Source organism: Streptomyces sp. NPDC048506, assembly GCF_040651315.1.
Lineage (GTDB): Bacteria > Actinomycetota > Actinomycetes > Streptomycetales > Streptomycetaceae > Streptomyces.
This window is the reverse complement of the sequence record NZ_JBEZIX010000025.1, coordinates 36015-59688: the sequence shown is the minus strand read 5'-3', so window position 1 is coordinate 59688 and position 23674 is coordinate 36015. Positions and strand designations below refer to the sequence as shown.

The 23674-nt window shown below is 72.6% G+C and carries 20 protein-coding genes and 1 pseudogene; 12 read left to right on the top strand and 9 right to left on the bottom strand.

Annotation, left to right across the window (positions count from 1 at the left end; translation table 11 throughout):
• Window positions 1–141: 141 nt before the first annotated feature.
• Together AB0C96_RS21305 and AB0C96_RS21300 are read right to left on the bottom strand one after the other, a co-directional pair.
• Window positions 142–1158 (bottom strand): aldo/keto reductase, encoded by a 1017-nt coding sequence (locus tag AB0C96_RS21305; RefSeq protein WP_362919238.1) that lies wholly within the window; start codon window positions 1156–1158, stop codon window positions 142–144.
• A gap of 7 nt (window positions 1159–1165) precedes the next feature.
• Entirely contained in the window at window positions 1166–1654 is a 489-nt protein-coding gene (locus AB0C96_RS21300) for a MerR family transcriptional regulator (RefSeq protein WP_362919237.1), read from the bottom strand.
• A 150-nt stretch (window positions 1655–1804) separates the two neighbouring features.
• Between AB0C96_RS21300 and AB0C96_RS21295 the strand changes: the two genes are divergently transcribed.
• A complete protein-coding gene (locus tag AB0C96_RS21295) occupies window positions 1805–2626 on the top strand; it encodes a serine hydrolase domain-containing protein (RefSeq protein ID WP_362919236.1) in 822 nt (273 codons plus the stop codon).
• Window positions 2627–2702: 76 nt separating this feature from the next.
• On the opposite strand, the gene AB0C96_RS21290 is transcribed toward AB0C96_RS21295, so the two are convergent.
• Window positions 2703–3398, bottom strand: coding sequence for a pirin family protein (locus AB0C96_RS21290; RefSeq protein WP_362919235.1), 696 nt, complete (start codon window positions 3396–3398; stop codon window positions 2703–2705).
• Window positions 3399–3456: 58 nt separating this feature from the next.
• Between AB0C96_RS21290 and AB0C96_RS21285 the strand changes: the two genes are divergently transcribed.
• From AB0C96_RS21285 to AB0C96_RS21265, 5 genes are all read left to right on the top strand, one after another.
• Entirely contained in the window at window positions 3457–4641 is a 1185-nt protein-coding gene (locus AB0C96_RS21285; protein ID WP_362919234.1) for a helix-turn-helix domain-containing protein, read from the top strand.
• 89 nt (window positions 4642–4730) lie between these two features.
• Complete coding sequence (locus tag AB0C96_RS21280; protein WP_362919233.1) at window positions 4731–5687, top strand: ACP S-malonyltransferase; 957 nt, start codon at window positions 4731–4733, stop codon at window positions 5685–5687.
• Between the two features lie 13 nt (window positions 5688–5700).
• On the top strand, window positions 5701–6747 hold the full coding sequence (locus tag AB0C96_RS21275) for a ketoacyl-ACP synthase III (protein WP_362919232.1): 1047 nt from the start codon (window positions 5701–5703) through the stop codon (window positions 6745–6747).
• 105 nt (window positions 6748–6852) lie between these two features.
• Window positions 6853–7101, top strand: a complete 249-nt coding sequence (locus tag AB0C96_RS21270; RefSeq protein WP_362919231.1) for an acyl carrier protein — start codon at window positions 6853–6855, stop codon at window positions 7099–7101.
• A gap of 79 nt (window positions 7102–7180) precedes the next feature.
• A complete protein-coding gene (locus AB0C96_RS21265; RefSeq protein WP_362919230.1) occupies window positions 7181–8446 on the top strand; it encodes a beta-ketoacyl-[acyl-carrier-protein] synthase family protein in 1266 nt (421 codons plus the stop codon).
• A 78-nt stretch (window positions 8447–8524) separates the two neighbouring features.
• On the opposite strand, the gene AB0C96_RS21260 is transcribed toward AB0C96_RS21265, so the two are convergent.
• Window positions 8525–9445: an NAD(P)-dependent oxidoreductase gene (locus AB0C96_RS21260; RefSeq protein ID WP_362919229.1), complete on the bottom strand. Its 921-nt coding sequence runs from the start codon at window positions 9443–9445 to the stop codon at window positions 8525–8527.
• 90 nt (window positions 9446–9535) lie between these two features.
• Window positions 9536–10030 (bottom strand): DUF3145 domain-containing protein, encoded by a 495-nt coding sequence (locus tag AB0C96_RS21255; protein WP_362919228.1) that lies wholly within the window; start codon window positions 10028–10030, stop codon window positions 9536–9538.
• A gap of 323 nt (window positions 10031–10353) precedes the next feature.
• On the opposite strand from AB0C96_RS21255, the gene AB0C96_RS21250 reads away from it, so the two are divergent.
• The 3 genes from AB0C96_RS21250 (at window position 10354) to AB0C96_RS21240 (ending at window position 13261) form a co-directional block, all read left to right on the top strand.
• Window positions 10354–11259 (top strand): SGNH/GDSL hydrolase family protein, encoded by a 906-nt coding sequence (locus AB0C96_RS21250; RefSeq protein WP_362919227.1) that lies wholly within the window; start codon window positions 10354–10356, stop codon window positions 11257–11259.
• A gap of 71 nt (window positions 11260–11330) precedes the next feature.
• Window positions 11331–12392: an aldose epimerase family protein gene (locus tag AB0C96_RS21245; RefSeq protein WP_362919226.1), complete on the top strand. Its 1062-nt coding sequence runs from the start codon at window positions 11331–11333 to the stop codon at window positions 12390–12392.
• A gap of 170 nt (window positions 12393–12562) precedes the next feature.
• Window positions 12563–13261, top strand: coding sequence for a DUF4097 family beta strand repeat-containing protein (locus AB0C96_RS21240; RefSeq protein WP_362919225.1), 699 nt, complete (start codon window positions 12563–12565; stop codon window positions 13259–13261).
• Window positions 13262–13383: 122 nt separating this feature from the next.
• Here AB0C96_RS21240 and AB0C96_RS21235 read toward each other — a convergent pair whose 3' ends face one another.
• Window positions 13384–15972, bottom strand: coding sequence for a glycoside hydrolase family 3 C-terminal domain-containing protein (locus AB0C96_RS21235; protein ID WP_362919224.1), 2589 nt, complete (start codon window positions 15970–15972; stop codon window positions 13384–13386).
• Between the two features lie 238 nt (window positions 15973–16210).
• Here AB0C96_RS21235 and AB0C96_RS21230 point away from each other — a divergent pair, with 238 nt between their 5' ends.
• Window positions 16211–16759, top strand: a complete 549-nt coding sequence (locus AB0C96_RS21230; RefSeq protein WP_362919303.1) for a TetR/AcrR family transcriptional regulator — start codon at window positions 16211–16213, stop codon at window positions 16757–16759.
• Between the two features lie 19 nt (window positions 16760–16778).
• Here AB0C96_RS21230 and AB0C96_RS21225 read toward each other — a convergent pair whose 3' ends face one another.
• Window positions 16779–17621, bottom strand: a complete 843-nt coding sequence (locus AB0C96_RS21225; protein ID WP_362919223.1) for a hypothetical protein — start codon at window positions 17619–17621, stop codon at window positions 16779–16781.
• A gap of 146 nt (window positions 17622–17767) precedes the next feature.
• Between AB0C96_RS21225 and AB0C96_RS21220 the strand changes: the two genes are divergently transcribed.
• Complete coding sequence (locus tag AB0C96_RS21220) at window positions 17768–19039, top strand: pyroglutamyl peptidase (RefSeq protein WP_362919222.1); 1272 nt, start codon at window positions 17768–17770, stop codon at window positions 19037–19039.
• A 66-nt stretch (window positions 19040–19105) separates the two neighbouring features.
• Window positions 19106–20557 carry a nitrilase-related carbon-nitrogen hydrolase gene (locus AB0C96_RS21215; protein ID WP_362919221.1) on the top strand — a complete coding sequence of 484 codons (1452 nt, stop codon included), beginning with the start codon at window positions 19106–19108 and terminating at the stop codon, window positions 20555–20557.
• A 52-nt stretch (window positions 20558–20609) separates the two neighbouring features.
• Here AB0C96_RS21215 and rbsK read toward each other — a convergent pair whose 3' ends face one another.
• Both rbsK and AB0C96_RS21205 read right to left on the bottom strand, forming a co-directional pair.
• Complete coding sequence (gene rbsK, locus AB0C96_RS21210) at window positions 20610–21533, bottom strand: ribokinase (protein ID WP_362919220.1); 924 nt, start codon at window positions 21531–21533, stop codon at window positions 20610–20612.
• A 175-nt stretch (window positions 21534–21708) separates the two neighbouring features.
• Window positions 21709–23651, bottom strand: a pseudogene (locus tag AB0C96_RS21205) (substrate-binding domain-containing protein).
• Window positions 23652–23674 lie beyond the last annotated feature (23 nt).

Genomic DNA, 23674 nt, shown 5'->3' with positions numbered 1-23674 from the left:
AGAACACGGGCGTTACCGAACCCGCCGCGCCCGGACGCGCCCGCCCGCGCCCACTCGCGCCCGCCCGCGCCCACTCGCGCCCGGACGCACCCCGCCCGCTCCCGGACGCGCCCCGCCCCCGCCCGCGCCCCGGACGCAGTCCTACTCGCGCCCCGCCGACGTCAGCGTCATGTCGGCGTAACGCTCCCCGTGCACCTGGCCGGCGATCGGCTCCAGCTGTGCCAGGTCCTCCTCGGTCAGCCGGATGTGGGTGGCGCCGGCGTTCTCCTCCACGCGGGTGCGCTTGCGGGTACCGGGGATCGGCACCACGGCCAGGCCGCGGGCCGTGGCCTGCTGCTGCAACCAGGCCAGCGCGATCTGCCCCGGCGTCGCGCCGTGCGCCTCGGCGATCTTGCGGATCGGCGCCAGCAGCGCGGCGTTGGCGGCCGCGTTGTCGCCGGTGAAGCGGGGCTGCGAACGGCGGAAGTCGTCCGCGGACAGCTCCTTGTCGGCGTTGACGAACGCACCGGTCAGGAAGCCCCGGCCGAGCGGCGAGTAGGGGACCAGGGCGACGCCGAGCTCCGCCGCCGTCGGGACCACGTTCTGCTCGATGTCCCGGCTGAACAGCGACCACTCCGACTGCACCGCCGTGATCGGGTGCACGGCGTGCGCCTCGCGCAGTTCGGAGCCCGTCACCTCGCTCAGCCCGAGGTACTTGACCTTGCCCTCGGCCACCAGCTCGGCCATGGCGCCCACCGACTCCGCGAGCGGGACCTTCGGGTCCCGGCGGTGCATGTAGTACAGGTCGATCTCGTCCACGCCCAGGCGCCGCAGGCTGCCCTCGACGGCCTGCCGGATGTAGGCGGGGTCGTTGCGGATGGTGCGCTTGGTCGGGTCGTCCGGGTCGGTGGCGATCGCGAACTTGGTGGCGAGCACCACCTCGTCGCGGTGCGCTTGGATGAACGGGGCGATGAACTTCTCGTTCTCCCCCATGCCGTACATATCGGCGGTGTCGTAGAGCGTGACGCCCAGCTCCCGCGCGCGCTCCAGCGTGGCCCGCGCCTCGTCGGCGTCCGTCGGGCCGTAGGCGGCGCTCATGCCCATGCAGCCGAGGCCCTGCACCCCGACCCGGGGGCCGCCGGCGCCCAGCTCGACCGTGTCGATCTTCTTCTCACTCATGGAGACCTCAGAACCTCTCGGACGCCCGGCGGGCGTCGGCGTAGATATCGATCTTGTAGTCGAGTAGGTCCAGCGTGCTCTGCAACTCCGCTATCCGCTGCCGTACGTCCTCGCGGTGTGCGGTCAGCAGCTGTTCGCGCTCGGCGAAGGTGCTCTCGCCCACGCGCACCAGCTCGGCGTAGCGGACCATGTCCGCGACCGACATCCCGGTCAGTCGCAGTTTGGTCACCAGGCTCAGCCAGTCCAGGTCGCGGTTGGTGAAGCGGCGCTGCCCGGTGTGCGTGCGGTCCACGTGCGGCATCAGGCCGATCCGCTCGTACCAGCGCAGGGTGTGCGCGCTCAGGCCGGTGTGCTCGGCCACCTCACTGATCGTGTACCGGTCACGACCGGTGGGCCGTGGATGCGTCGGCGTGATGCCGCAGGCCTGCACCTTCGTCGGCAGTCCGCCGGTCGCGGTCGCACCGCTCGTCACCGGTTCGTGCTGCGTCACCGTCATGCCCCGTCTCCCCTGTTACGCCGGAAATGACCCGACTCCTTCGCCGGGTGCCTCTCGACGTCTTCAACGCTAGAGACTTGGAGCGCACTCCAAGCAAGCGGTGATCACACGCAGACTTGACCGGATTTTGGGAACGTTAGGCTCGGGGACATGCAGAGCCTCCGGATGATCGAGAACTGGCCGGTGCCCACCGCCGCAGCCGCCGTCGTACGAGCCGACGGGGTGGTGGCCGGATCGTACGGGCCCCTGGACCACCGGTTCCCGTTGGCGTCGGTGACCAAGCTGCTGGCCGCGTACGCCGCGCTGCTGGCCGTCGAGGAGGGCGCGGTCGAGCTGGACGAGCCGGCCGGGCCCGAGGGTTCCACGGTCCGTCATCTGCTGGCGCACACCTCGGGCGTCGCCTTCGACGAGCAGCGGGCGATGGCCGCGCCGGGCAGCCGCCGGATCTACTCCAACGCCGGGTTCGAGGCGCTGGGCGACCACATCGCCAAGGCGACCGACATCCCGTTCCCGCAGTACCTGCACGAGGCGGTACTGGAGCCGCTCGGGATGACCGCGACCGACCTGCCCGGCTCGCCCGCCAAGGACGGCGTCTCCACGGTCGCCGACCTGATCCGGTTCGCCGCCGAGTTGCAGGCGCCGCGGCTGCTGGCGCCGCAGACGCTGGCCGCGGCGACGCAGGTGGTCTTCCCCGGTCTGACGGGTGTGCTGCCGGGCTTCGGGTACCAGAAGCCCAACGACTGGGGGCTCGGCTTCGAGATCCGCGACGGCAAGTCGCCGCACTGGACGGGCGCCGGGTCCTCGCCCCGCACCTTCGGGCACTTCGGGCAGTCCGGGACGTTCCTGTGGGTGGACCCGGACGCCGGGGCGGCCTGTGTGGCGCTGACCGACCGGGCCTTCGGGCCGTGGGCGATCGAGGCCTGGCCGAAGCTGACGGACGCGGTGCTGGACGAACTGGCACGGTCGGCCTGACGCGGCGAAAAAGCGGGCCGACGCGGCAAAAGAAGCGGGCCGGGCGGCGCCGGGAGGCGGCACCGCCCCCACCGACTCACCCGGAACCCGGCTCCGCGCCCATCTCCCACACCAGGCACTCCGACGCCGCCAACCCGGTCAACTCCAGGCCCTTGCCGTCGGTGATCCGCGCCGCGTCGCCCGCCTCCAGGCGCACGTCACCGAGCCGTACGGCGCCGCGCACCACGTGCAGGTAGCCGCGGGCGGCGTCCGGGACCGCGGTGCGCCCGCCGTCGGCCAGCCGGCGCAGGTGCAGCACGGCACCGGCCCGCGGGACCGGGTACGGGGTGCCGTCGGCGATCTCGCGCACCAGCTCGTACGACGGCTCGTCGCCGTCGTGGCCGGTGCGGCCGGCGTCGCGGGGCCGCTCCGCCAGCCACATCTGCACGAAGCGCAGCGGCGCGGTGCCCGCGTTGCGCTCCACGTGCCGTACGCCGCCGGCCGAACTGAGCCGCTGGAGATCGCCGGGGCGTACGGTGGTCTCGTGGCCGGCCGTGTCGCGGTGGGTCAGTTCGCCCTCGATCACCCAGGTCACGATCTCGGTGTCGCGGTGCGGGTGCTCGTCGAAGCCGGCGCCGGCCGCCAGCCGCTCCTCGTTGCAGGCGATCAACGCCCCGAAGCGCAGGTTGTCCGGGTCGTAGTGGGGCCCGAAGGAGAACGCGTGCAGTGACTCGATCCCGACGTCCCGATCGCCGCCCCGATACCGCTCCCCGCCCCTGCGCACCTGAATCATGGGCCCACGGTAGCCCCCGGCCCCTCACCACCTCGCCCCGATAGTGCAGGCTTGTCCCGTGTCTGAACCCGCATCGCGCGACGCGCACCCGCACTCGGCGACCCTCCGGCGTCTGGAGAACTCGTCCGGCAAGCTGGCCGCCGCGGCCATCGCCCGTATGGACGCCACGTTGCCGTGGTACCGCGCGATGCCGCCGGAGAACCGTTCCTGGATCGGCCTGGTGGCACAGGCCGGTATCGCCGCCTTCACCGAGTGGTTCCGGCACCCGGAGACCCCGCAGGCGATCAGCACCGATGTCTTCGGCACCGCTCCGCGCGAGCTGACCCGGGCGATCACCCTGCGCCAGACCGTGGAGATGGTCCGCACGACCATTGAGGTCATGGAGGCGGCGATCGACGAGGTCGCGGCCCCGGGTGACGAGTCGGTGCTGCGCGAGGCGCTGCTGGTCTATGCGCGCGAGATCGCCTTCGCCACCGCCCAGGTGTACGCCCAGGCCGCGGAGGCGCGCGGCGCGTGGGACGCCCGGCTGGAGTCGCTGGTGGTCAACGCGGTGCTGTCCGGGGAGGCGGACGAGGGCGCGGTCTCCCGGGCCGCGGCGCTGGGGTGGAACTCGCCGGAGCACGTGTGCGTCGTGCTGGGCACCGCGCCGGACGGCGACAGCGAGCTGACGGTGGAGGCGATCCGGCGGGCCGCCCGGCACGCCAAGCTCCAGGTGCTGACCGGTGTGCTGGGGTCCCGTCTGGTGGTGATCGCGGGCGGCTCGGACAATCCGCTCAAGGCCGCGAAGGCGCTGATCGGCCCGTTCGCCGCGGGGCCCGTGGTGGCCGGCCCGGTCGTCGCCGACCTGCTGGCGGCGACCCGCTCGGCGCAGGCCGCGGCCGCCGGACTGCGGGCCTGTGCCGCCTGGCCGGACGCCCCCCGGCCGGTGCTGGCGGACGATCTGCTGCCGGAGCGCGCGATGGCCTCGGACCCGGTCGCGCGGGAGCAGTTGGTGGAGGAGATCTACAGACCGCTGGAGGAGGCGGGCTCGGCACTCCTGGAGACGCTGAGCGTCTATCTTGAGCAGGCGAGCAGTCTGGAGGGCGCCGCCCGGATGTTGTTCGTCCACCCCAACACCGTGCGCTATCGGCTCCGACGTGTGACAGACGTCACCGGATGGTCACCTTCCGATGTGCGCTCCGCGTTCACCCTGCGTATCGCACTGATCCTGGGGCGTCTGGCTGACGGTGAGGCGCAACTCTAGACTTTTGTCGGAGACCAACAATTCCCCCGATGGTTCTTCGTCCTTGTCCCCACGGGCGGGCGGAACCACCCACAAGAGAGAGTGTGAGGGTGCTCGTACTCGTCGCTCCCGGCCAAGGCGCTCAGACGCCCGGCTTCCTGACCCCCTGGCTCGACCTCCCCGGTGTCGAAGACCGGCTCCGCGCCTGGTCGGACGCCATCGACCTGGACCTCGTCCACTACGGCACGAAGGCGACGGAGGAGGAGATCCGCGACACCGCGGTGGCGCAGCCGCTGCTGGTGGCCTCCGCCCTGATCTCCGCCCGCCAGCTGTTCGCGACGGCCGACGACGTCGCCGCGCGGGTCGGTGCCACGGCCGGCCACAGCGTCGGTGAGCTCGCCGCCGCAGCCCTGACCGGCGCTCTGACCGACGAGGTCGCGATGGGGCTGGTGCGCCGCCGTGGTCTGGCGATGGCCGAGGCCGCCGCGGTCACCGAGACCGGTATGGCCGCGCTGCTGGGCGGCGACGCGGACGTCGTCATCCCGCATCTGGAGCGGCTGGGCCTGACCCCGGCGAACGTCAACGGCGCCGGGCAGATCGTCGCCGCGGGCACCGCCGAGCAGATCGCCGCGCTGGTCGAGAACAAGCCGGAAGGCACTCGTCGGGTCGTACCGCTGAAGGTGGCCGGCGCGTTCCATACTCACCACATGGCACCCGCCGTCTCGGCCCTGGAGGCCGCCGTCCAGGAGCTGTCCCCCGCCGACCCGCGGACCCGTTACGTTTCCAACAAGGACGGGCAGGTGGTCTCCTCCGGCCAGGAACTGGTGGAGCGACTGGTCGGCCAGGTGGCCAACCCGGTGCGCTGGGACCGGTGCATGGAGACGTTCAAGGAGCTCGGTGTCACCGCGCTCATCGAAGCCGCCCCCGGCGGTACCCTCACCGGTCTGGCCAAGCGCGCCCTGCCCGGCGTGAAGACGCTCGCCCTCAAGACGCCCGACGACCTGGACGCGGCCCGCGAGCTGATCGCCACGGCAGCGGACGCCGCTCCCGCAGCATCGGCCGAATAGGAGTCGGAAGCGCATGACCTCGAAGATCAAGCCCTCGAAGGGCGCCCCGTACGCGCGGATCATGGGTGTCGGCGGTTACCGTCCGACCCGTGTGGTGCCCAATGAGGAGATCCTCAAGCACATCGACTCGTCCGACGAGTGGATCCGCTCGCGGTCCGGCATCGCGACCCGCCACTGGGCAAGCCCCGAGGAGACCGTCGCGACGATGGCGATCGAGGCGTCCGGCAAGGCCATCGCGGACGCCGGCATCACGCCCGAGCAGATCGGTGCCGTGATCGTCTCCACCGTGTCGCACTTCAAGCAGACCCCGGCCGTGGCGACCGAGATCGCGCACCGCATCGGTGCCGGCAAGCCGGCCGCGTTCGACATCTCGGCGGGCTGCGCGGGCTTCGGCTACGGACTGACCCTGGCCAAGGGCCTGGTGACCGAGGGCAGCGCGGAGCACGTCCTGGTCATCGGCGTCGAGCGGCTGTCGGACCTGACCGACCTGGAGGACCGTGCGACGGCCTTCCTCTTCGGTGACGGCGCCGGCGCGGTGATCGTCGGCCCGGCGAAGGAGCCGGCGATCGGCCCGACCGTCTGGGGCTCGGAGGGCGACAAGTCCGAGACCATCAAGCAGACCCTGGGCTGGGACGTCTACCGTTCCACCCCGCTCCCCGGAGGCGACGGCCCCGAGCGGCGCCCGGCCCCGGAGGAGATCCGATACCCCGCCATCACCCAGGAGGGCCAGGCGGTCTTCCGGTGGGCGGTGTTCGAGATGGCGAAGGTCGCCCAGCAGGCGCTGGACGCGGCCGGCGTCAGCCCGGACGACCTGGACGTCTTCATTCCGCACCAGGCCAACATGCGGATCATCGACTCGATGGTGAAGACTCTGAAGCTGCCGGAGAGCGTGACGGTCGCCCGTGACGTGGAGACCACCGGCAACACCTCGGCAGCCTCCATTCCGCTCGCCATGGAGCGGCTGTTGGCGACCGGGCAGGCCAAGAGCGGCGACACCGCGCTGGTCATCGGCTTCGGGGCGGGTCTCGTCTACGCCGCGACGGTCGTTACCCTCCCCTAGGCAAGATCTGCGCAGCGCAGTACGTCTTCGGATGTGCCGCCCGCCGCACGGATCTTCACCGCAAGTAACGCAGTTTCCCCTTAAAATGACCGAAGGAGCGCCATCATGGCCGCCACTCAGGAAGAGATCGTCAAGGGTCTCGCCGAGATCGTGAACGAGATCGCCGGCATCCCCACCGAGGACGTCCAGGTGGACAAGTCCTTCACCGACGACCTGGACGTCGACTCGCTGTCCATGGTCGAGGTTGTCGTCGCCGCCGAAGAGCGCTTCGACGTGAAGATCCCGGACGACGACGTCAAGAACCTCAAGACGGTCGGCGACGCGACCAAGTACATCCTCGAGCACCAGAGCTGATCCAGCTCTCCCGCGCATGTCGCCACCCCGCGGTGGCGCCGTCTATTCAGACCCCTCTACCCGTGGAGTAAGAATTCCCGTGAACGCGACCAATCGCACCGTGGTCGTCACCGGTATCGGCGCAACCACACCGCTGGGTGGCGACAGCGCTTCGACGTGGGAGGCCCTGCTCGCCGGACGCTCCGGTGTCGGTACCCTCCAGCAGGACTGGGCTGCCGACCTGCCCGTCCGCATCGCCGCCGAGGCGGCCGTCGACCCGGCGGAGGTGCTCCCCCGGCCGCTGGCCCGCAAGCTGGACCGCTCGGCGCAGTTCGCGCTGATCGCCGCCCGTGAGGCCTGGGCGGACGCCGGCTTCACCGCCAAGGCCGGCGAGGACACCTCGATCGACCCCGACCGGCTCGGTGCCGTCATCGCCTCCGGCATCGGCGGCGTGACGACCCTGCTCGGCCAGTACGACGTTCTCAAGGAGAAGGGCGTCCGCCGCGTTTCTCCGCACACGGTGCCGATGCTGATGCCCAACGGCCCGTCCGCCAACGTCGGCCTGGAGGTGAACGCCCGCGCGGGTGTGCACACCCCGGTCAGCGCCTGTGCGTCCGGTTCCGAGGCGATCGGCTACGCCATCGAGATGATCCGTTCGGGCCGTGCCGACATCGTCGTCGCGGGCGGTACGGAGGCGGCGATCCACCCGCTGCCGATCGCCGCGTTCGGCAACATGATGGCGATGTCGAAGAACAACGACGACCCCGAGGGCGCGTCCCGGCCGTTCGACACCGCGCGCAACGGCTTCGTCATGGGCGAGGGCGCCGGCGTCATCGTCCTGGAGTCGGCCGAGCACGCCGCCAAGCGCGGCGCCAAGGTCTACGCCGAGGCCGTCGGCCAGGGCATCTCCGCCGACAGCCACGACATCGTGCAGCCCGAGCCGTCCGGCAACGGCATCGCGCACGCGCTCCAGAACCTCCTCGACAACACCGACCTCGACCCGGCCGAGATCGTGCACGTCAACGCGCACGCCACCTCCACGCCGCAGGGCGACCTGGCCGAACTGAAGGCGCTGCGCAAGGTCTTCGGCGACGACACCGACCACATGGCGGTCTCCGCCACCAAGTCGATGACCGGCCACCTCCTGGGCGGCGCGGGCGGTATCGAGACGGTCGCCTCGATCCTGGCGCTGTACCACCGGGTGGCTCCGCCGACGATCAACATCGAGGAGCTCGACCCGGAGGCCGAGGCGGACATCGTCCGCGGCGAGGCCCGCAAGCTGCCCGCCGAGGGCCGGATCGCGGCCCTGAACGACTCGTTCGGCTTCGGCGGCCACAACGTGGTGCTCGCCTTCCGCACGGTCTGACCCGTACGCGCCGAGGCCGCCCGTCCACACGGACCGGGCGGCCTCGGCCGTTTCCGGGCGAACACCGCCCCTGAAGGTTCAGCCGCTGAACGAGGCGAAGTAAGCCGCCGCGCCGTCCTCTTCACCGTGACCCTGCGCCTCCGCCCGCCGGAACCGCTCCGCGGCCGCCTCGCCCAGATCCATCCGCACGCCGGCGTCCCGGGCTGCCTCCAGGATGAGCCGGGTGTCCTTGCGGGCCGCGGAGACCGTGAAGCTCGCCGGGTAGTTCCCGGACCGGATCAGCTCCGACTTCATCCGCAGGTACGGAAGGTCCAGCGATCCGCCGGCGATCGCGTCGAGGAAGTCCTGCGGGTCCACGCCGAGCCCCCGGGCGAGCGCCAGGGTCTCGCCGGTGCCGTTGATGACGGTCAGCACCCAGCTGTTGATGACGAGCTTGAGGCGACTGGCGGACCCGCTCGCGCCGTCCTCGCCCACCCACCGGGTGGTGCGCCCGATGACGTCGAAGACCTGGGCGGCGCGGTCCCGTACGTCGTTCGGGCCGGCCGCCAGGATCGTCAACTCGCCCTTCTCCGCCGGGGCCTTGGTGCCCAGAACGGGGGCGTCGACGAAGCGCAGTCCGTGCTCGTCGGCGAACCGGGCGAGGCCGGCGAGCCGTTCGGCGCCCACGGTGCTGGTCTGGAGCCAGAGGGCACCGGCCGCCAGCGCGGGGGCGGCCTGCCGCACGGCGTCGAGGACGGCGTCCCCGTCGAGCAGCATGGTGAGCACCACGTCCGCGCCGTCCACCGCCTCGGCGGGGGTGTCGGTGACGTGGGCCCCGTCGGCGGCCAGCGGCTCGGCCTTGGCGCGGGTGCGGTTCCAGACGCGGACGTCGAGCCCGGCCCGGGCGAGGTTGCGGGCCATCGCCGCGCCCATGATTCCGGTGCCGAGCACTGCTACTGAGAGGGTGTCGGAAGCGTGGTCGCCGGCCGAACCGGCGACGGAAGAGGTGTTGTCGACCATGGCCGGCACGCTAGGTGCTGGAGCGGACTCCAGGGCAACCTCGGCCGCGTGTCGGCCCCGCCGTGCCGTCGGCGGGGGCCCGGGACGGTGTCAGACGACCTGGTGGAGCCAGCGGACCGGGGCGCCCTCGCCGGCGTACCGGAACGGCTCCAGTTCGTCGTCCCAGGGCTTGCCGAGGAGCTTGGCGACCTCTTCGGCCAGTTCGGTCTCGCCGCGCGCGGAGCGGGCGAGCGCGGCGCGCAGCCGCTCCTCGGGGATCAGGATGTCGCCGTGGATGCCCGTGACGGCATGGAAGATGCCCAGGTCGGGCGTGGAGCTGTAGCGTTCGCCCTCCGCCGTGGCGCAGGGTTCCGCGGTCACCTCGAAGCGGAGCAGATGCCAGCCGCGCAGCGCGGAGGCCAGCTTGGAGGCCGTGCCGGCCTCGCCCTGCCAGGAGAACTCGGCTCTCCAGGTGCCCGGGGCCGCCGGCTGTCGGATCCAGTCGAGATTGACGCGCACACCGAGGACGCCCGCCACGGCCCATTCGACGTGCGGGCACAGCGCGCGCGGAGCGGAGTGGACGTACAGAACTCCACGTGTCGTCACCGGGACCTCCAGTGCGGTTCGAGGTTCGCCTTCCCCAGCGGCCTCGTGCCCGTTCCGGTTGCGGCCGGGACAGTTGTCATTCTGCCCCAGTGATCACTTCGGCACCAGCATGCGAGGTGACCTACAGTAAACACCATTAGGCGGAATTTGCCGCAAAAGGGACAGGAAATGACGTGATGTAATTTGTCTGTGCCGACTGCACATGCCACTTTGCGTCACCGCCCGGCGGGCACGGGGCAAAGCTACCGCGCGGTGCCGGGCGAAGGGGTGACGTACCGTCGGTACCCGAAGAGATATCACTCGCACGCCGGAGGGGACAGGGGATGACGCAGATCGATCGGCGCTTTCGCCTTCGGCCACGCCGCTTCGGCCATCGATTCTCACGTTCCGTCACCACCGCTCTCGCGCTGCTGATCACCCTCACCGCCTGTAGCGCCGACGGCACGCCCGGCTCGGGCGGATCCGGCGAACGGCGCAGCCCACCGGCACCCGTCTGGCGCACCGACCCCGGATCGATCGCGGCGCTCGGCGATTCGATCACCGTCGGCTTCGACGCCTGCACGGTGCTCTCCGACTGCCCCGAGGTCTCCTGGGCCACCGGCACCGATCCCGCGGTCGACAGCCTCGCCCGACGACTGGTCAAACACCCGGCCACGCACAGCTGGAACCTCGCGCGGACCGGCGCGCTGATGAGCGACCTGCCCGGCCAGGTCGCCGCGGCCGTCCGGCGGAAGCCCGCATTGGTCACGGTCCTGATCGGCGCCAACGACGCCTGCCGCCGCACCGTGGGGGCGATGACTCCGGAGGCCGACTTCCGCGCCGGCTTCAGCCGCTCCCTGAAGGAGCTGCGGCGCGCCCTGCCGCACACCCAGGTCTATGTCGCGGCGGTGCCCGACCTGCTGCGGCTGTGGTCCGAGGGGCGCAAGAACCCGCTCGGCAAGGAGGTCTGGAAGCTGGGCATCTGCGGGTCCATGCTGCGCGATCCGGACGATCTGACGAAGGCGGCGCAGGACCGGCGGACGACGGTGCGGAAGCGGGTGATGGCGTACAACGCGGCGCTGGCGGAGGTGTGCGGCAAGGACCCGCTGTGCCGGTTCGACGGCTCGGTCTTCGACTACCACTTCACCGACCGGCAGTTGAGCACCTGGGACTGGTTCCATCCGGGCACCCGCGGCCAGAAGGAGCTGGCCGAGCTGGCGTTCCGGACCATCACCCGCAAGGGAGCGTAGCGCCGGCCGGGCGGCCGATACGCGCTCCCCGGACGCTGCCGCCCGGCCCCGTCGGGCATAGGCTCGCGACCATGAACACGCAGGTCAGCAGGGAACCGTTCGGCACGCTGGACGACGGCACGCGCATCGACCGGTGGACCCTGGAGACGGGCCGGGGGCCCGGCGCGCTACGGGTGGCCGTCCTGACGTACGGCGGGATCGTCCAGCGCATCGAGGCACCGGACCGGGACGGGAAGCCGGCGCAGCTGGCGCTGGGCTTCGCCGACCTCGCGTCGTACGTCGCGCACGGCGGGTCGTACTTCGGCGCGCTGGTCGGCCGCTATGCGAACCGGATCGCGGGGGCCTCCTTCCCGCTCGACGGCACCTCGTACCGGCTGACGGCGAACGACGGGCGCAACACCCTGCACGGCGGGGCGCGGAACTTCTCCCAGGCGGTGTGGGCCGCCCAGGAGGTCGAGGACGGGCTGGAGTTGCACCGGACCAGCCCGGACGGCGAGGAGGGCTTCCCCGGCGCCCTGGAGGTGCGCGTGCGGTACACCCTCGAAGCCGGGGTCGGCGGCGGTGCGTTGCGGATCGCCTATCGCGCGCGGACCGACGCGCCGACCGTGGTGAACCTCACCAACCACACCTATCTGAACCTGGGCGGGGACGGCAGCGGCAGCGCCACGGGGCACGAGCTGCGGCTGGCGGCGTCCGGCTACACCCCCGTCGACGGCACCGGCATCCCGGTGCCGGGCGGGCCCGTGGAGGTCGCCGGCACCCGCTTCGACTTCCGGACGGCGCGCCCGGTGGACGGCGCGTACGACCACAACTTCGCGCTCGACGGCGGGACGACCGCGGTGCCGTGCCCGGTCGCCGAGCTCCACGATCCGCGATCCGGCCGGGTGCTTGAGCTGTCCACGACCGAGCCGGGCCTTCAGCTCTACACCGCCGACCACCTCGACGGGTCCTTGACCGGCACCTCGGGGTTCCCCTACGGGCCGGCGGCCGGCATCGCCCTGGAGACCCAGCACTTCCCGGACTCCCCGCACCGCCCGGACTTCCCCAGCACCGTCCTCCGGCCCGGGGAGAGCTACCGCTCGGAGACCGTCTACGCGTTCTCGGTGCGGCCGCGGAGGGACGGCGACGGCTGAGCGCGGCGCGCGTCGGCGGCGGCGCGCCCCTTAGGGGGCGTCATACCGTGCGGTGACGGGAAGGTCATACCGTGCGGCGACGACGACGGGGGCGGTGAGGGCCGAAGATGGTCTGTGATCGGTTCCGTCCGTTCCGATTGTTCGTTTCCTGCTTCGGGAGTACCAGCACCATGGCCCGCCTCCGCGCTTCGCACCTCGTCCTTCCCTGTGCGGCGTTGACCGTGTTGATCACCGGCTGCTCGCTGTCGGGGTACGGCCCGACGAAGAGCGCGCAGCGCACATACAGCGTGGACGGCACGATCACCGCGCTGACGGCGACCACGCACGGCGGGAACATCGACGTGGTGCCGGTCGACGCCGGCGGGAAGGTCAGAGTGACCGAGAAGTACCGCTACAACGACAGCAAGCCGACGCCGGCGCACGAGGTCGAGGACGGCCGGCTCACGCTGAAGGCCGAGGACTGCGGTATGGGCCGCAGGTGCGAGGTGGACTACCGGGTGCTGCTGCCGCGGAACGCCTCGGTCAGCCTGCACACCAGCGGCGGGAATATCACCGTCCGGGGGACCGCCGGCCGGATCGACGCGGAGACCAGCGGCGGCGACATCACCGTCGCCGATTCCACGGCCCGTACGACGAAGGCGCGGACCAGCGGCGGTGACGTGGACCTCGCGCTGTCCGCGGCGCCGGACGAGGTCTCGGGCCGGACGAGCGGAGGCGACGTCACCATCCGCCTCCCGAAGGGCAGCTATGCGGTGGACGCCTCGACGAGCGGCGGCACCAGCAAGGTCTCGGTGCCGACCGACAAGCGGTCCGCGCACAAGGTGACGGCGCGGACGAGCGGTGGTGACGTGCGAGTGACCACCTCCTGAGGTCGATCCGAGGTCGATGGCCCGGTGGACGGGGTGGTCCGGTGAACGGGGTGGCCCGGTGAACGGGGTGGCAGGGCGACGGGCGACAGCAGGTGGTCAGAGCTGCGCGGGCCCCTGACCGGTCAGCCGACGGTGACCTCGGCGGTCAGGCGACGGTCGGCGACGCTGCGCGCGGCCTCCACGGTGTAGACACCGGTGATCCGGCGCCAGCCGCCGGTCGGCTCGCTCCGCCGCGCTCCCCCGCCGCTCACCGCCGGCGCGTCGCCAGCGGCGTCCCAGACCGCGAACGCGCGGTCCGGCAGCGGGACCTCGACCTCGGCGCTCTCACCGGGACCGGCCTCGACCACCGCGAAACCGACCAGCCAGCGGGCCGGTCGGTCCGGGGCGTCCACGGCGGCCTCCGCCGTCGGCGCCAGATAGATCTGGACGACCTCGCGGCCGGGCCGCTCGCCGACGTTGCGGACCCGGACCCGCACCGAGTCGGGAGTGGGGTCCAGCGACTCGTACTCCCAGTCGGTGTAGCCCAGCCCGTGGCCGAAGGGGTAGGCGGGTGCGGGAGCCGCGTCCCGCCAGGCGCGGTAGCCGATGAACACGCCCTCGGAGTAGGCGAGTCGGCCGCCGGTCGGAGTGACGGTGGTGACCGGCGCGTCGTCGAGGCGGGCCGGCCAGGTGGTGGGCAGCCGGCCGCCCGGTTCGTGCGTGCCGAGCAGCACGTCCGCCAGCGCCGCACCGGCCTCCTGACCGGGAAACCAGCTCAACAGGACGGCGGGGACCCGGGTGCGCCACGGCAGCTCCACCGGCGAGCCGGCGTTGACGACCACGACGGTGTGCGGGTTCACCGCGGCGACCCGGGTGACCAGCTCGTCCTGTCGGCCGGGCAGCCGCAGGTCGCGGCGGTCGAAGCCCTCGGACTCGACCTCCTCGGTGGTGCCGACGACGACGATCACGGCGTCGGCGTCGGCCGCCGCACGGACCGCCTCCTCGATCTCGGCCTCGGGGTCCAGCTGTGGCTCGGCGTGGCCGAGGGTGAAGCGGAGCCCGTCCATGCTCTCCCCCAGGCCGTGGCTGAGCGGGACGAACCGCAGGCCGACGGCCACGCTCTCACCCGCCGTCAGCTCCGCGGTCACCCGCCGTTCGACGGGGTTCATGAACGCCTCGAAGGGGTCGTTGCCCTCCGGTGCGCAGTTGCCGTCGAAGAGGACCGCACCGCCGACGGTCAGCCGCAGGGCTCCGGTGCCGCCGACGGCGAAGGTGTGACGGCCGGAGATCCGCGGGGTGAACCGGCCGGTGAGCTCGACGGCGCCGAGGTTCTGCCGGGTCACGCCCTCGGGGAAGCGCCCCATCGTCTGCACCTCCCCGTCGAACTGCGGCGCCTCGGCGAGCAGTTGACCGTCCTCGGTGAGGTAGTGGGCGCGCAGCGCGAAGCCCTCGCGGGCGTACGGGACCCGGGTGCGCGGTTCGGCGCCGACCGCGAAGGTGACCTCGACGCGCTCGGGGAGCGCGGCGCACAGCCCCTCCAGCGGGGAGACCACATGGTCGGGGAAGACGGTCGCCGAGCCGCCGCCGAGCACCCGTGCGTCGCGCGCGGTCGCCCCGATGACGGCGACCCGGCGGACCGTCGTGGCGTCCAGCGGCAGCGCCCGGCGCGCGCCGGCGACGGGCTCGTTGCGCAGCAGGACGAAGGACCGGCGGGCGATCTCGCGGGCCACCGCCCGGCCGTCGATCCGCTGCGGCACCCCGTCCGGGTCGACGGCGGCCGGCACGCCCTCCAGGCACCCCGTCCGGGCGGCGAGCAACAGCACCCTGCGCACCGCGTCGTCCACCTCCGACTCGGCCACCTCGCCGGCGCGGACGGCCTCGGCGAGCGGGGCGCCGTAGACCGTGCGGGGTCCGGGCATCGCCACGTCCAGGCCACCGCGCAGGGCGCGCACGGTGTCGCGGGCGGCGGTCCAGTCGGAGACGTTGCAGCCGTCGAAGCCCCACTCGCCGCGCAGCACCTCGTTGACGAGGTGCCGGTGCTCGGTCATGGTCGCGCCGTTGACCTGGTTGTAGGCGGTCATGACGCCCCAGGGGCGGGCGCTCTTCACGATGTGCTCGAAGGGCGCCAGGTAGAGCTCGCGCAGCGGGCGCGGGGCGATGCGGTTGTCGACGGTGAGCCGGTCGGTCTCGGCGTCGTTGCCGACGAAGTGCTTGACCGTCGTGCCGACGCCGCCCTCCTGGACGCCCCGTACGTATCCGGCCCCGATCGCGCCGGTGAGCAGCGGATCCTCCGCGTAGCACTCGAAGTGGCGGCCGCCCAGCGGCGAACGGTGCAGATTGACGGTCGGGGCGAGGAGGACGTGCACGCCCTTGCGGCGGGCTTCCTGCGCGAGGAGGTGACCGGCCCGGCGGGCCAGCCCGGGGTCCCAGGTGGCGGCCAGCGCCGTGGGACTGGGCAGTGCGACGGAGGGGTCCGCGGCGCTCCACTCCTGGCCCCGCACCCCGACCGGCCCGTCCGACATCACCAGCGACCGCAGCCCGATCGCGGGCACGGCCGGGAGTGTCCACATGTCCTGGCCGGACAGCAGCCGGACCTTGGTGTCGAGGTCGAGTGCGGCGAGCGCACGCTCCACGGCCGCGGCATGGACGCCGGCACGGCCGTGCTGCGGACCGCCGGCGGCGGAGTCGTGGGCGAGTTCGAGGTCGAGGTCGTGGGGCTGATCGTCGGTCATACGGCTCTCCGGTGCTCCCTGAACGGACATGCGGGCCCCCTGTCCGGATTCTCACCTCCCACCTGTTGGCCGGTAAGCATCGTTACCCGTCCGTTACGCCAGCCGTACGGGATCTCCACGGCGGCGTTACGCTCGGCCGGTGACTGCACGAGACCGGGGCGCGCCCCACGGCGGCCGACCGGGCCCACGGCGGGGCGGCGGCGGGCGGGAGGCCCGGCGCGCGGAGCGGCGGGAGGCGATCCTGGAGGCCGCCATGGAGGTCATCTCCGAGCGCGGCTACCGCCGTACCTCGCTCGCCGCGGTCGCCGAACGCGCCGGGCTCACCCCCCAGGGGCTGCTGCACCACTTCCCCACCAAGGAGTTGCTGCTGGTCGGCGTCCTGGAGGCGCGGGACCGCTGGGATCTGGCCTCCTCGGCCGCGGCGTCCGGGACCTGGCGCACCGACGCCCTCGCCCAGCTCGTCGACTACAACGCCACCCGCCCCGGCATCGTGCAGACCTACACCGTGCTGTCCGCCGACAGCGTCACCGAGGACCACCCGGCCCGCGCGTTCTTCGAGTCCCGCTTCCGCTCCGTGCGCGCCTCGATGGCCGCGGCGCTGCGGGCCGAGTTCGGCGAGCGGCTGCCCGGCGGGCTGACCCCGGAGCGAGCGGCACCCCTGCTGGTCGCGGTGCTGGACGGGCTGCAACTCCAGTGGCTGCTGGACCCGGAGAACGTGGACATGCCGGAGGCGTTCCGGGACTTCCTGGCGTTGCTGGGGCGCGCGGAGGAGTCGGACGAAGGCTGACCCCGCGCGCCCTGCGCCGCTACCGCAGTGGCGCGAGACAGGAGATGGTCATCTTGTCGGGGCCGTACTCGGGGTCGCCCAGCATGTCGCCGTGGTCGCAGTGCGCCGCCGAGGTGTCGAGCAGGCGCCTCACCTTGTACTGCGCATCGGCGGAACCGCAGTCCACCACTTCCAGGTCCTCGTTCCGCCAGTCCCCGTCATTGCGTACGCAGTCACCGACGGCGAGGGTCGGGGTCTTTCCGAAGCCGGTGCCGTCGGCGACCAAGCCGACGACGAGCAGCGCGGGGATCGCCAGCGCGACCAGCACCGCGGGTATGAGGAACAGCAGTGCCTCGGGGCGGCGCAGCAGCGACCTTCCCGGGTCGAGCGGCGGCCGGAAGCCGCCTGCCGGGGCGGCCAGTTTGCGGAACCGGCTCCGGGGGCCGAGGTTCAGCAGCAGGGTGATCGGGGTGATGACCACGGACAGCGGGCTCCACCAGCCCTGCCACAGGGTCTTGGCGGACATCTCGCGGTAGGTGGCCAGTCCGCAGGACCGGCAGAACTGTCCGCTGCGGCTGAGGAACCGCATGACGTACAGGATGCCCTGGTGCCCTCGCACGGTGGCCCGGACGGCCGGCTGGGCACCGCAGAACGTGCAGCCGGTGTCGGTGGCGTGCGGCGGGAGGTGCGGCTGCGGCCCGTATCCGTACGGGCCGGGCGCCGGCGCCGGGTGACCGGGAGACGGCGCGTACGGGCCGGCGGGCGGCTGCCCGGCGGGCGCCATGGGCTGCTGCGGATATGCCTGCGGATACGGCTGCGGGTGCGGCTGTGGGTACGGCTGTGGGTACGGGTAAGGGCCGTGTGGTGGTGGCGGGCTGGCCACGGAGATTCCCCCTGAGGTACATGGTGCGTGGGCGTGCGTGCCGTGGGTGAAGGGCGCACGCGACCCCGAACCCTATCCGCGGGTCCCGCTGTTCCCCGCCCCCGGCCCCCTACCGCCCGACGGGACGGACCGCTTTACTCGCCCGCATGACACGCTCACCCCTACCCGCCAGGCGGGCCGTGCTCGGCCTCGCACTGGCCGCCGCCCTCCCCCTGACCCTGACCGCACCGGCCACCGCGTCCGCCGCGCCGGCCACCACCGTAGAGGAGGGGCGACTCACCCAGGCCGCGCCGCAGGAGATCCTCCGGCGGAGCGGATTCGACTGCTGGGCCCGGGAGTTCGGGCGGGGACTGGCGCGGATGACCACCTATCAGGAGGCCAGGCGGTATGTCGCGGGCGAGGGGCGGGCGCTGTGGCGGCGCGCCGTGGACCGGGCGCAGGGGCGCGGACCGGCGGGCGGCGACCTGAGCCGGGACGACGACCGGCCGCTGTACTGGGCACGGCTGGGCATGACGAGGGAACTGCGCGGCTGGCAGCCGAACTTCGGACTCACCGACACCCAACGCAGCGCGCTGATAAGCGCGTTGGAGCGTGGATCGCGCGGACAGGACTCGATCCGGCTGCCTGCCGGGAAGCACGTCCTGCGGATCGTGGTCACCGGATTCGACCCGTTCCAGCTGGACGCCGATCCCCGGCGGAGCAACCCCTCGGGCGCGGCGGCGCTCGCGCTGGACGGGACGACGGTGCGCACCGCCTCCGGCAGACCGGCACGGATCGAGGCCGCGGTCTTCCCCGTACGGTGGGCGGACTTCGCCGACGGCACGGTGGAGCGGACCCTGCTGCCGCACTTCCGGAGCGGGCCTCGGCAGGTGGACCTGTTCACGACGATCAGCCAGGGGCGGCCCGGACGGTTCGACGTCGAGCGGACCAACGGGGCCTGGCGGGGCGGCTATCCGGACAATGCCCGGGAATCCCGAACGGAGACCGTGCCGATCCCGGCGGGGGTGCCGACGGTGACCCCGCAGCCGCAGTGGACAACCACCACCCTGCCGTACGCGCGAATCGTGGCGGCCGGCACCGGGCCCTATCCGGTGGTCGACCACACCGCCGTCACCGAGATCCCGGCGGGCGGCACCGCACCGGTCGAGCGGCCCGACGGGCCGACTCCGGGCTCCACGGCCCGCGCCGGGGGCGGCGGGGACTACCTGTCCAATGAGATCGCCTACCGGGCGACGCTCCTCCGGGACGCGGTGCGGCGGCCGGCCCTGCCAGGCGGGCATCTGCACACTCCGGTGCTGGAGTTCGGCCCCGGCAACACCGATCCGGCGAGCGGGCGGATCACCGACCCGGTCTTCGTGGCGAACCGGGTCGCGATCACCGGGCAGGTGCGGGCGATCGTCGCGGTGGCGGCCGGGTGAGCTCGGGCACACAGCAGTTGTCCACAGGCCCGCACGCGGCGCGGTCGGCCCGGGCATCATGGACGAATGATCATCGCTGCCGCACAGTTCAGCCCCGTACCGGGGGACATCGACGCCAACGCCGCGCGGATGGCCGCACTGCTCACCCAGGCCGCCGAGCGCGGCGCGAGCCTGCTGGTCTTCTCCGAACTCGCGCTGACGCACTACGACCTGCGGCTGATAGCGGCCGATCCGGGCGGCATGACGGTCACCGCCGACGACGCCCGGCTGGCGCCCGTCCGCGCGGCGTGCCGGTCGACCGGGGTGGCTGCGGTGGTGAACGCGGCAGGCCGGGCCCCCGAGGGCGGCAGCGGCCCGACCATCGCCTCGTTCGTCTACGGGCCGGACGGCACGCTGCTCACCCGCTACGACAAGGTCCACCTGACCGAGGAGGAGAGCAAGGTCTTCGCACCGGGCACCGCGGACGGCCGTTTCACCCTGGGCGGCATCCGGTTCGCGCTGGCGACGTGCTTCGACAACGCCTTCCCCGAGGTGCCGGCGCGGGCCGCGGCGGACGGCTGCCGGGTGTACCTCTCCAGCGCCTTCCATGACGCACCGGAGCGGGTCACGCGCTATGCGGAGCTGGCCCGGGACAACGGTCTGCACGTGCTGCTCGCCAATGGCACGGGCATCGGCAGCCCCGGCCCGGCGTGCGGTCTCAGCGGTGCCTGGCTGCCGTCCGGGGAGCGGGTGGCGACCGCCGCCGCGTGGACGGGACCGGTGCCGGACGACGGTGCGGAGCTGGTGCCGAGCGACGATGCAGAGCTGGTGCGCAGCGACGTCCGGGACCGGATCACGCTGATGGCGGACCCGGCGGTGGCGGCGGTCCGGGTCGAGGAGTGCGGTGAGCCGCTGGTGGACGTCCGCACCGCGGCGCCCGGGCTGCTGGTCGCCCCGAACCGGCACGACGAGGGGGGCTCCTTCGCCCATCTGCGGGAAGGGGTGCTGCGGCGACTGCTCACCGCGCAGGAGTCACTGCCGGACGGGCTGCGGCTGGAGTTCGTCGAGGGCTACCGCCCGCCGGCCCTGCAACGCCGTTACTTCGAGGAGTACGCGGACGAACTGCGCGCCGCGTTCCCCGGCCGGGACGCCGAGCGCATCCACCAGGACGCCAGCCGCTATGTGTCGCCGCCCGACATCGCGCCGCACAGCGCGGGCGGCGCCGTGGACCTCACCCTCGTCACGGCGGACGGCGCACCCGTCGACATGGGAACGCCGATCAACGCCTCCCCTGAGGAGAGCGACGGCGCCTGCTACACGGCCGCCCCGGACCTTACGCCCGCCGCCCGGGCCAACCGCCGGATCCTCAACTCCGCACTGCGCGCCGCCGGTCTGGTCAACTACCCGACCGAGTGGTGGCACTGGTCCTACGGCGACCGTTACTGGGCGCTGGCGACCGGCGCGGAGCACGCGCTGTACGGCCCGAAGGAGCTGAAGGAGTTGAAGGAGCTGAAGGAGCTGGTCGACGAGCCCCGATAGACAACATGCCACGCGCCGGAGCGCGTTCCCCGGCCGGGGCGCCGCCCGGACCTCAGTCCTGCGGCACCTCCGGTGCCAGCACCTCCAGCTCTGCGCGCGTGGGGTAGGACGGCTGGGCACCCGGCTTGGTGACGGCCGCGGCGCCGACCCGTACGGCGAAGCGTGCCGCCTCGGGAAGGGCGTCGCCGCGGGCCAGGCGGGTGGCGAGGGCACCGGTGAAGGCGTCACCGGCGCCGGTGGTGTCGACGGCCCTGACCCGTACGCCGGGGATCTCGCCCGCCCCGGAATCGTCCAGGACCAGCGCGCCGTCGCCGCCGAGGGTGACGACCACGGAGCGGGCGCCCTGGTCGCGCAGCGCCTGCGCCCACTCGGCGGGCGTGCCGTCGGCCCGGCCGGAGAGCTGCCGCGCCTCGTGCTCGTTGACCACCAACGGGTCGGCCACCGCGAGGAGTTCGGGCGGCAGCGCCGTTGCGGGCGCCGGGGAGGGGTTGAGGACGACCCGGGTGCCGGCCTCCTCGGCGGCCGCCGCGGCGGCCCGCACGGACTCCAGGGGGATCTCCAGCTGGAGGGAGACCACCGAGGAGGCGGCGATGGTGTCCTTGGCGGCGGCCACGTCCTGCGGGGTGAGCGCGGCGTTGGCGCCGGGCGAGACCACGATGCTGTTGTCGCCGTCCGGGTCGACGATGATCATCGCGGTGCCGGTGCGGGCTGCTTCGTCCACGATGACCGGGGTGACGTCGGTACCGGCCTCGCGCTGGGCGTGCAGCAGCAGTTCGCCGTAGGCATCGCCGCCGACCCGCGCCAGCAGCGCGGTGCGGCCGCCGATCCGGGCCGCCGCGGCGGCCTGGTTGGCGCCCTTCCCGCCGGCCGACTCGACCAGGTCCGTGCCGAGCACGGTCTCGCCCGCGCCGGGCCGCCGCTCGACCCGTACTGTCAGATCCGCGTTGGCCGAGCCGACCACCAGGACGTCATACATGCGCCGTTCTCCCATGTCCGAGCGGCGCGCTCCGATGTGCCCGCGCCGCTTCGCCGTTCTCTCTGCTCGTGTGCCGACCCGTACGGCATGTCTGATGTCGTGTCATGCCGTGTCGTGTGTCGTGTTTATGCGTCATGCGTCGTGCGTCGTGTCAGTCGTCATGCCGTTCGCCGCGTCATCCGCCGTCGAACTCGGCGGCGTTCTCCGCCGTCACCAGTACCACCGGCACCTTGACGGACTGCGGCAGCTTCTCACCGTGGGCCGCCTTCATCGCCCAGTCAACGGCCTGCTTGCCGAGGAGTTCCGGCTGCTGGGCGACGGTCGCGGTCAACGTGCCGCCGCGGACCGCCGTGACGCCGTCCGGTGTGCCGTCGAACGCCACCACCTTGACGTCCTTGCCCGAGCGGGCGCCCAGCGCCTTGGACGCGCCGAGCGCCATCTCGTCGTTGGCGGCGAACACCCCGGCGATGTCGCGGTGCGCTTGCAGCATGTTGGTCATCACGTCCATGCCCTTGGTGCGGTCGAAGTCGGCGGGCTGCCGGGCGACGACCTGGATGCCGGGGTACTTCTTGATGCCCTCTTCGAAGCCCCTGCCGCGTTCGCGGGCGGCGGAGGTGCCGGGCTGCCCTTCCAGGAAGGCCACCTTGCCCTTGCCGCCCAGCGATTCGGCCAGCGTCTTCGCGGCCAGCCGGCCGCCCGCGACGTTGTCGGAGGCGATGGTCGAGCCGACCGTACCGCCGTTGACGCCGCGGTCGATGGAGATGACCGGCACGTTCGCCCGGTTGGCGACGCCGACGGCCGGGACGGCGGCGTCGGAGTCGACCGGGTTGATGATGGCGGCCTCGACGTTCTGACTGGTGAACGTCTCCATCTGGTTGATCTGCTGGGTGGGGTCGTTCTGCGCATCGGTGATGTTGATGTGCAGTCCACGGGCGTCCGCCTCGGCCTGGGCGCCCTTCTTGATGCCGACGAAGAACGGGTTGTTCATCGTGGACAGCGCCAGGCCCAGGTCGGTGTCGCCGCCGCGGTCGCAACCGACCAGGCCGAGGGCGAGGGTCGCGGCCAGCCCGGCCGCCAGCGACACCCGGAGGCGGCCGGTCCTGACCGGGGCGACGACCCTGGTCCGGGCGCCGGGGCTCCTCCGGGCGCTCATCGGGCGCTCCGGCGGCGCAGCGTGTCCAGGAGCACCGCCAGCGCGATGACCAGTCCGGTCGCCACCTGCTGCCAGAACGCCGAGACGCTCAGCAGGTTGAGGCCGTTGCGCAGCACGGCCAGGAACAGCGCGCCGATGAGGGTGCCGGACGCCTTGCCGGAGCCGCCGGAGAGGCTGGCCCCGCCGATCACCACGGCGGCGATCGCGTCCAGCTCGTAGCCGACGGCCGCCTGTGGCTGGGCGGAGGTGAGCCGGGCCGCGAGCACGATGCCGGCGACCGCGGCGAACAGGCCGGACAGCGCGTAGACGACCAGCTTGCGGCGCTTGACGTCGATGCCGGAGAGCCGGGCCGCCTCCTCGTTGCCGCCGATCGCGAACATCGCTCGCCCGGTGTAGGTACGGGCCAGCACCAGCGCGGCGATCAGGCCCATCACGATCATGACGAGGACCGGCACCGGCAGCCAGCCGCCGAGGGTGTCACCGAGCCGGCTGACCGCGCCGGGGAAGGCGATCGGCGAGCCGCCGGAGAGGACCAGCGCCAGGCCGCGGCCGACCGACAGCATCGCCAACGTGGCGATGAAGGCGGGCAGTCTGCCGTACGCGACCAGTGTGCCCGAGACCAGGCCGGCCACCACCCCGACCACGAGGCCGAGCAGCACCGCCGCCCAGACCGGCACGCCCTGGTCGGTGGCCGCCCAGGCCACGACCGTGGCGGAGAGCGCGGCGACCGAGCCGACCGACAGGTCGATGCCGGCCGAGACGATCACGAAGGTGACGCCGAAGGCGAGGATCGCGGTGACCGACGCCTGGACGCCGACGTTGAGGAGGTTCTGTCCGTTGAGGAAGTCCCCGGACAGCGCCGCCATCACCACGACCAGGGCGATCAGGCCGCCGAGCGGACCGTTCGTCAGGACCGCCCGGGAGAACCACGGCCCCGGGCCGCCCCGGTCGGGTACCCGTCCCACCGCCTCGGCTGCGGCCGCTTCCT

Bases quoted from the DNA above. Each gene is read 5' to 3' on its own strand.
- AB0C96_RS21275 (WP_362919232.1), top strand. From the start codon at position 5,701: ATGACCTCGAAGATCAAGCCCTCGAAGGGCGCCCCGTACGCGCGGATC.
- AB0C96_RS21290 (WP_362919235.1), bottom strand. From the start codon at position 3,398: ATGATTCAGGTGCGCAGGGGCGGGGAGCGGTATCGGGGCGGCGATCGG.
- AB0C96_RS21295 (WP_362919236.1), top strand. From the start codon at position 1,805: ATGCAGAGCCTCCGGATGATCGAGAACTGGCCGGTGCCCACCGCCGCA.
- rbsK (WP_362919220.1), bottom strand. From the start codon at position 21,533: ATGTATGACGTCCTGGTGGTCGGCTCGGCCAACGCGGATCTGACAGTA.
- AB0C96_RS21245 (WP_362919226.1), top strand. From the start codon at position 11,331: ATGAACACGCAGGTCAGCAGGGAACCGTTCGGCACGCTGGACGACGGC.
- AB0C96_RS21215 (WP_362919221.1), top strand. From the start codon at position 19,106: ATGATCATCGCTGCCGCACAGTTCAGCCCCGTACCGGGGGACATCGAC.
- AB0C96_RS21305 (WP_362919238.1), bottom strand. From the start codon at position 1,158: ATGAGTGAGAAGAAGATCGACACGGTCGAGCTGGGCGCCGGCGGCCCC.
- AB0C96_RS21270 (WP_362919231.1), top strand. From the start codon at position 6,853: ATGGCCGCCACTCAGGAAGAGATCGTCAAGGGTCTCGCCGAGATCGTG.
- AB0C96_RS21260 (WP_362919229.1), bottom strand. From the start codon at position 9,445: ATGGTCGACAACACCTCTTCCGTCGCCGGTTCGGCCGGCGACCACGCT.
- AB0C96_RS21235 (WP_362919224.1), bottom strand. From the start codon at position 15,972: ATGACCGACGATCAGCCCCACGACCTCGACCTCGAACTCGCCCACGAC.
- AB0C96_RS21250 (WP_362919227.1), top strand. From the start codon at position 10,354: ATGACGCAGATCGATCGGCGCTTTCGCCTTCGGCCACGCCGCTTCGGC.
- AB0C96_RS21220 (WP_362919222.1), top strand. From the start codon at position 17,768: ATGACACGCTCACCCCTACCCGCCAGGCGGGCCGTGCTCGGCCTCGCA.
- AB0C96_RS21300 (WP_362919237.1), bottom strand. From the start codon at position 1,654: ATGACGGTGACGCAGCACGAACCGGTGACGAGCGGTGCGACCGCGACC.
- AB0C96_RS21240 (WP_362919225.1), top strand. From the start codon at position 12,563: ATGGCCCGCCTCCGCGCTTCGCACCTCGTCCTTCCCTGTGCGGCGTTG.